The sequence below is a fragment of the Okeania hirsuta genome (assembly GCF_003838195.1).
Classification (GTDB): domain Bacteria; phylum Cyanobacteriota; class Cyanobacteriia; order Cyanobacteriales; family Microcoleaceae; genus Okeania; species Okeania hirsuta.
Genome location: NZ_RCBY01000336.1, coordinates 1 through 6,030 on the forward strand (window position 1 = coordinate 1; position 6,030 = coordinate 6,030).

Sequence of the window (6,030 nt, forward strand, 5' to 3'; positions counted from 1 at the left end):
TTATTAGATTTATTACAGTCAAATTCAGATAATTATGAGGTAGAAACGGAAATTAGTCCTGGTAAAGGAACAGAATTTCAACAGTCAATTACTCTCGCTGGTAAAGGGGCTGAAAAATTTAATGTAGAATCAAAAAAATTGGTTGAATTAGAGAAATCAAATTCTAGTTTATTAGATTTGCTACAGTCAAAACCAAAAGCAGAAAATCCTAAAATTGAAACAGCAAAATTTCAGACAAATTTACAACCGAATCAAGAAAACGAAACAAATAATCCCAAAACAACATCGGAAAGAAATTCAATTCTAGGAAATTCTTACCGAGTAATGACAAGCATCAATCGAGCACCGATAATGGAAACAGTCAATGACTTAGCACAGACTGAAACCCAAGCATTAGGCTTAACTCATCCCCTAAGATTGCCCGGTAGAAATAATCGAAATTCAGCCACAACAATTCATAATCCACCTACTTTTGGGAATACTTCAACACAGAAAAAATCAGCCCAGATAACCACAGGTCTCAATCAAACTCCAAACAACAATACTGTTCCTAACTTAGCCAGAGTAGAAAATCAAAAACCCTCATCAACAAATAGTGGCTTTATCATTGTTCAACAAACAACAGAAAGTTTTCCCCCACCAGTACCAGACGGAACCTTAAAAACAAATCCTCCCCCTCAAATTCAACCAAAATCTTCTAACCCATTAAACTTTCCAATTACCCCCGAAGAAGTACAGATAGAAGAAACCATACCAATTACTTTAGAACAAGCCATTGATTTAGCCAGACGCAATAATCCAGAAATAGAAATTGCTCAATTAGAAGTTGAAAGAAGCAGAGCAAGTATGCGAGAAGCTCAAGCTGCTCTGTGGCCCAGCCTAACTTTTGAATCAGCCCTACAACGTATAGAAAGTGCTAGTGGTGATTTACAGGCAAAAGCTCAACAACGACTTGCAGAAAGTAGAGGTACAGAGTTTATAGACACAGATATTCAAAATTTCCCAGTCACGACTTTTGATAATACATTTCGATTTGACTATGACCTTGGCCTTGGTAAAGCTCGTTCTGCTAGAATTGGAATTGCTAGAGAACAAATGCACCTCCGAGAACTAGAGTTAGAAAGAGTTTCAGAACAATTACGCTTTGATGTATCTGATGAATACTACGATCTACAAGAATCAGATGGACGAGTCAGAATTGGGGAAGCTGCTGTGGCTAACGCTAGAAAAAGTTTAGAGGATGCAGAAGCTTTAGAAAGAGCTGGAGTTGGAACTAGGTTTGATGTACTGCAAGCTCAAGTAACATTGTCAAACGAACAACAAAATCTGACAAATGCATTTCGAGACCAGCGTACTGCTCAACGTCGCTTAGTGGAAAGATTGAATATAAGTCAGTTAATCAATTTAACGGCTGCTGACCCAATTGAGCCAGCAGGGTCTTGGCCTCTATCTTTAGATGAAACAATTGTGTCTGCTTTTCAAAACCGAGCTGAGTTAGAACAGCAGTTGGTACAAAGAGACTTAAGCGATGAGCAACGAAAATTAGCTCTCTCAGCCATCAGGCCAAGCTTAAATTTCTTTGCCACTTACAATGTGTTGGCGTTAACTACTGATAACTTAAGCCCTTTTGCTGCAAGAGGTTGGGCCGATGGAACTACAGTAGGATTCAACTTTAGATGGAATTTCTTTGATGGTGGTGCAGCTAGGGCAGCTGCTAGACAGAGTATTCTAGATCAAGATATTGCAGAAAATCGGTTTGAGCAAGTTAGAAATCAGGTTCGTCGTGAAGTTGAACAAGCCTTTTTTGGTTTGGAAGCCAGTTTTGAGAATATTTCTACAGCAGAATTAGGCGTGGAACAGGCCAAAGAGGCTTTACGTTTGGCGCGACTAAGATTTCAAGCAGGTGTGGGAACTCAGTTGGAGGTTATTAATGCTGAGACAGACTTGACCAGAGCTGAGAATAATTTGCTAACTGCAATTATTGACTATAACCGTTCTTTGTCAGAGCTACAGCGAGCTGTTAGTAATCTTCCTGGTGGAGATTTGTCAGATACTCCTTGAAGAAGCAAGAAGCAAGAAGCAAGAAGCAAGAAGCAAGAGGAAAAAATATTGGGTTGTGGTGCATAGTAATGGTAGATAGAGTGTGGGGAGTGTGGGAAGAAATTAAAAAATATATATCTTTATTACGCGAGCAGGACAACCAAATATTGCTTTCTCTGAGTTTTATAGTGGCTTTTTCTTCTGTCTTCTTCCAACAGAACAAGTTATATCAAATCCGGTAGCATCGGTGTAATTAGATGGGGAGATGGGGAGATCGAGAAATATTTGGTAATGGTTGAAGATGGAACATTTTTGTATACCGAATTAAACGGATTTGATATTACATAAAATCCGCCTATACAATCAACGCACTTTCTACTTCCATTCAATGCAGACATAAAATGCCAGAATATCCCCAGATAATTCCCACTCTCACCCTTTATTCCTACTGACTCCTGACTCCTGACTCCTGACTCCTGACTCCTGACTCCTGACTCCTAGCTAAGTTATTTATGAGTATTCAACTGAATATGATATTAAACTTCTCAACATTAGTTAACATTTTTTTAGAATTACCAATCTCAATATAAGTTAATAATTCATAATGGCCAACATCAAATTTGAACAAGAAAACCAAGAAATAATTGCTGCTGATGGAGCAAATTTAAGAATCAAAGCTCTAGAAAACCGTATTGACCTCTACACCTTTACAGGCAAAATGATGAATTGCGGGGGCTATGGACAATGTGGAACCTGTGTCGTAGAGGTAGTTGAAGGTCTGGAAAATCTTTCACCCCGTACTCCAGTGGAAGAAAAAAAGTTGAAGAAGAAACCCCCTTCTTATAGATTAGCTTGTCAAACCATGGTTAACGGTCCTGTAACTATTAAAACAAAACCAAAGCGCAAATAGCAAATAATGGTATTCTTAACCTTGTGGTTTTTTTCAATTCAAGGTGGGTTAATCATGGCAGTTAATGATTTAGGCTTTGTGGCAACCATTTTGTTCATATTTGTGCCAGCCGTTTTCTTAATCATTTTGTATATTCAAACTGGTAACAACGAAAGCTAAAAATTTAGCAGTTTACACACTCAGAGTAGGAGCATAATTTAAAAAATTGTCCTCCTACTTTGCCGTTTTTTTCTAATTATTGCTCTGCTGATTAAATCTCAAAGCATTGACTGATATTGGCTTTAGTCTTTTTAGGGTCGAAAAAAGTGCCTAGTTTGAGATGTCTCAAGCTTCAAAAGTTAATATTTTGGGCATTAGAGGGCAGAAAAATGAGGGGACAGTTCTTCCGACTACCTCCTGATAATACCCTGTTCTTCCTGACTCCTGACTCCTGACTCCTGACTCCTACCTTGACAAAAAGACTTTTTCAGCAAACCCTAACTACTACTCTGGCGAGCTAACAATACAGGACAATTGGCATAAACTCGCACATAATCCGATAGAGAATTTCCTAATAGTTTATCAAGGTCCACAAGATTCTTAGCACTGGATGGACGGCGGTCTGGTGAGCCCAATATCAATAGGTCTACATTCAAATCCTGGGAAATTTTACAAATTTCTGGACCAGGTTTACCACTGGCAGCAACACAGCGATATTGAATACCCATTTTTTTTGCTTCTGCTGCAGCTTCAGCTACAACAGGGTCTTTTTCTGCATCGGCAGTATAATCTTGCATTGATTTTCCACTGGGATCTTTCTTAACATGACTCAAAATTAATTGTCCCCCAGGAATTTGATTCACTAAGGAAATAGCCAACTGTAGAGAACTTTTTCCTCCTTCTGATGAATTTAGAGCTACCATCACCCGCCTGATTTTTTTAACGTAGATATCGTCTTTCACAAGTAGCATTGGACGGGAAGTTAACTGGAAAACATATTGACTAACTGAATTTTCCAGAATAGCTTGCAGTTTGCCTAAGCCCCGGGAACCCATAATAATTAGTTCAGATTCTTCTTCATCAGCTACTTGACAAACAATATCCTTGGGGTCTCCTTGTTTGAGTCGGGGATTAACTTTTTTTGGATCTATTTTTAAAGATTGAACAGCCTCTGCCAGGATTTTTCCACCTTCTTCTAACTTAGCAGACATACCTTCTGCACTAGGTTGAGGGGGGACAACGTGCAAGACAGTCACAGATGCTACTTGGAAGTAAGGGATGTCCATCAACATATTGAGCATCTGCTCACATAGTCCCCGACCAGCAACAGCTAACAAAATTTTGTTTATCATTTTTTAATTGAGTGAATCAGCAAATAATAACGTTTAAAAATAGCATAAATCTCCTGTACCCATGATAACTTTGAGAAATGTAGCGTTTTAGCAAATTTTGTAAAGTGGCCTCATCAGAACAATCTCAATCTCAGTTACCCACAAGTGCGATTGAAAATCAATCTACTCAGAAATCAGATGCTTGGTTTGAATATATAGTCCGAGTTCATCCTCATCACACTGATTATGCTGGTGTTGTTTGGCATGGGACTTATATTTCCTGGATGGAGGAGGCACGAATAGAAAGTTTGCGTTCTATTGGTATTGAGTATGCTGAGTTGGTTAACCTTGGTTGCGATTTACCAGTGGTAGAACTTTCAGTACGTTATCACAAAGCGGTCAAGTTTGGGATGGTAGTTGCAGTCAGGACTCGCATGACAAATACTCAAGGAGTCAAACTAGACTGGGATTACCAAATTCAATCTTTGGATGGTAAAGAATTATATGTTACAGCCAGAGTAACATTAGTAACTGTTGACCGAGAAAAAGGCAAAATCATGCGCCGTTTACCTCCAAAAGTAGAAGCAGCTTTAACCAAGCTTTATTGATAGTTGAGATTTATTTTTTATGTTATTAAGGAGGTAATAGACTGATAAAGTCTGTAATTACCTCCCAGTTCAGCTAATTCGGGAGATATTATCCATAGTTATCAGGAAAAAATTATCCCTGTTTTGAAAGAAAATGAAAGTTGACCAAACTCGATTAAAAATAGCTACAGAAAAAGCAAGGGAAAAATGTTGGAATTTGCGGAAAAAATTAAAGAGAAAGCAGCATCTACTGAAGCTATAGGTTAGCAAACTAAAAACAATTAAATTTTTAGTTGCTCAAAAAAATTACTTATAACAATTAATTATGGTCTCAATCACACAAACACTTGAAAATTGGATGCTCCCTCACAGGTTATGGAAGATAGGCGCTCCACTTCCTACCCCACTCCTAGAAAGTGCGACAACAGTTATTAATGACAAACTTTATATTTTTGGTGGTTTTACATTTAGATATAAATAAGCAAGATTTAATTTGAAAAAAAATTTACTAACTACAAATATATTTATTCTTTGCTGAAACTGAAAGAATTGTTTGCCAATGTTGATAATTTTACAGGACATAAAAAAGTCTAATATCGCTCTTTTTTGCCAAAGCAACTAATGAAACCAATAGTAATTATCTATCGCGACCAATTAATTCCCTAATCAGAAACTTTTATCCCCGCACAAGTGGAGAATTTTTCATCCTATCAAGGATTCTACGTTGGCTCATCTGGCTTTTTCACTGCCAAATCAATGATTCCCCAGGATAGAGCGATTATTCTGGGTTACTTAGCCTCTCCTCCTGGTCTCTGGAAAACAGCCTACAAATTAACTGGTTTTATCCATCCTCGCTGGCTGAAATCTTTGCAAGATTTATCGCCTCAGTTAATTCACGCTCATTTTGGTCTGGATGGGGTTTTAGCACTGCCACTAGCAAAAAAGTTAAACATACCCCTCATCGTAACTTTTTATGGTTATTATGCTACCACAGAAATAACCCTAAATCAATCTCAAAGTTTTTATGCACAGACCTGGGATTTTGTCAATAATCGCGGTCAATTTTTTCGATAATTATATTTTAGGAATCGCGATCGCCTATTTCAAGAAGCGGACTATTTTATCATTTTCTTTGTGGGTTTAATACCCCACCGTCAACGGGGGTGTTCAAAATTACTTGGGG

8 protein-coding genes are annotated in these 6,030 nt (G+C 37.9%); 7 read left to right on the forward strand and 1 reads right to left on the reverse strand.

Features of this window, described 5'->3' with window-relative positions; translation table 11 throughout:
• The 4 genes from D5R40_RS29575 to psbM form a co-directional block, all read left to right on the forward strand.
• On the forward strand, positions 1-2,061 hold a 2,061-nt coding region (locus D5R40_RS29575; RefSeq protein WP_134239640.1), incomplete at its 5' end, for a TolC family protein.
• Complete coding sequence (locus tag D5R40_RS29580; RefSeq protein ID WP_124147320.1) at positions 2,058-2,282, forward strand: hypothetical protein; 225 nt, start codon at positions 2,058-2,060, stop codon at positions 2,280-2,282. The genes D5R40_RS29575 and D5R40_RS29580, both read left to right, overlap by 4 nt.
• A 362-nt stretch (positions 2,283-2,644) precedes the next feature.
• Positions 2,645-2,950, forward strand: coding sequence for a 2Fe-2S iron-sulfur cluster-binding protein (locus D5R40_RS29585; protein WP_124147321.1), 306 nt, complete (start codon positions 2,645-2,647; stop codon positions 2,948-2,950).
• 54 nt (positions 2,951-3,004) lie between these two features.
• Complete coding sequence (gene psbM / locus D5R40_RS29590) at positions 3,005-3,109, forward strand: photosystem II reaction center protein PsbM (RefSeq protein ID WP_124147322.1); 105 nt, start codon at positions 3,005-3,007, stop codon at positions 3,107-3,109.
• Between the two features lie 317 nt (positions 3,110-3,426).
• Here psbM and D5R40_RS29595 read toward each other — a convergent pair whose 3' ends face one another.
• Complete coding sequence (locus D5R40_RS29595; RefSeq protein ID WP_124147323.1) at positions 3,427-4,281, reverse strand: universal stress protein; 855 nt, start codon at positions 4,279-4,281, stop codon at positions 3,427-3,429.
• Positions 4,282-4,385: 104 nt separating this feature from the next.
• Between D5R40_RS29595 and D5R40_RS29600 the strand changes: the two genes are divergently transcribed.
• The 3 genes from D5R40_RS29600 (at position 4,386) to D5R40_RS29605 (ending at position 5,921) form a co-directional block, all read left to right on the forward strand.
• The gene (locus D5R40_RS29600) at positions 4,386-4,868 is read left to right on the forward strand and encodes an acyl-CoA thioesterase (protein ID WP_124147324.1); all 483 of its coding nucleotides are present in this window, start codon (positions 4,386-4,388) and stop codon (positions 4,866-4,868) included.
• A 304-nt stretch (positions 4,869-5,172) separates the two neighbouring features.
• Positions 5,173-5,328 (forward strand): hypothetical protein, encoded by a 156-nt coding sequence (locus D5R40_RS36410; RefSeq protein WP_161564717.1) that lies wholly within the window; start codon positions 5,173-5,175, stop codon positions 5,326-5,328.
• Positions 5,329-5,537: 209 nt separating this feature from the next.
• On the forward strand, positions 5,538-5,921 hold the full coding sequence (locus tag D5R40_RS29605; protein WP_124155624.1) for a hypothetical protein: 384 nt from the start codon (positions 5,538-5,540) through the stop codon (positions 5,919-5,921).
• The last annotated feature ends 109 nt before the right edge of the window (positions 5,922-6,030 follow it).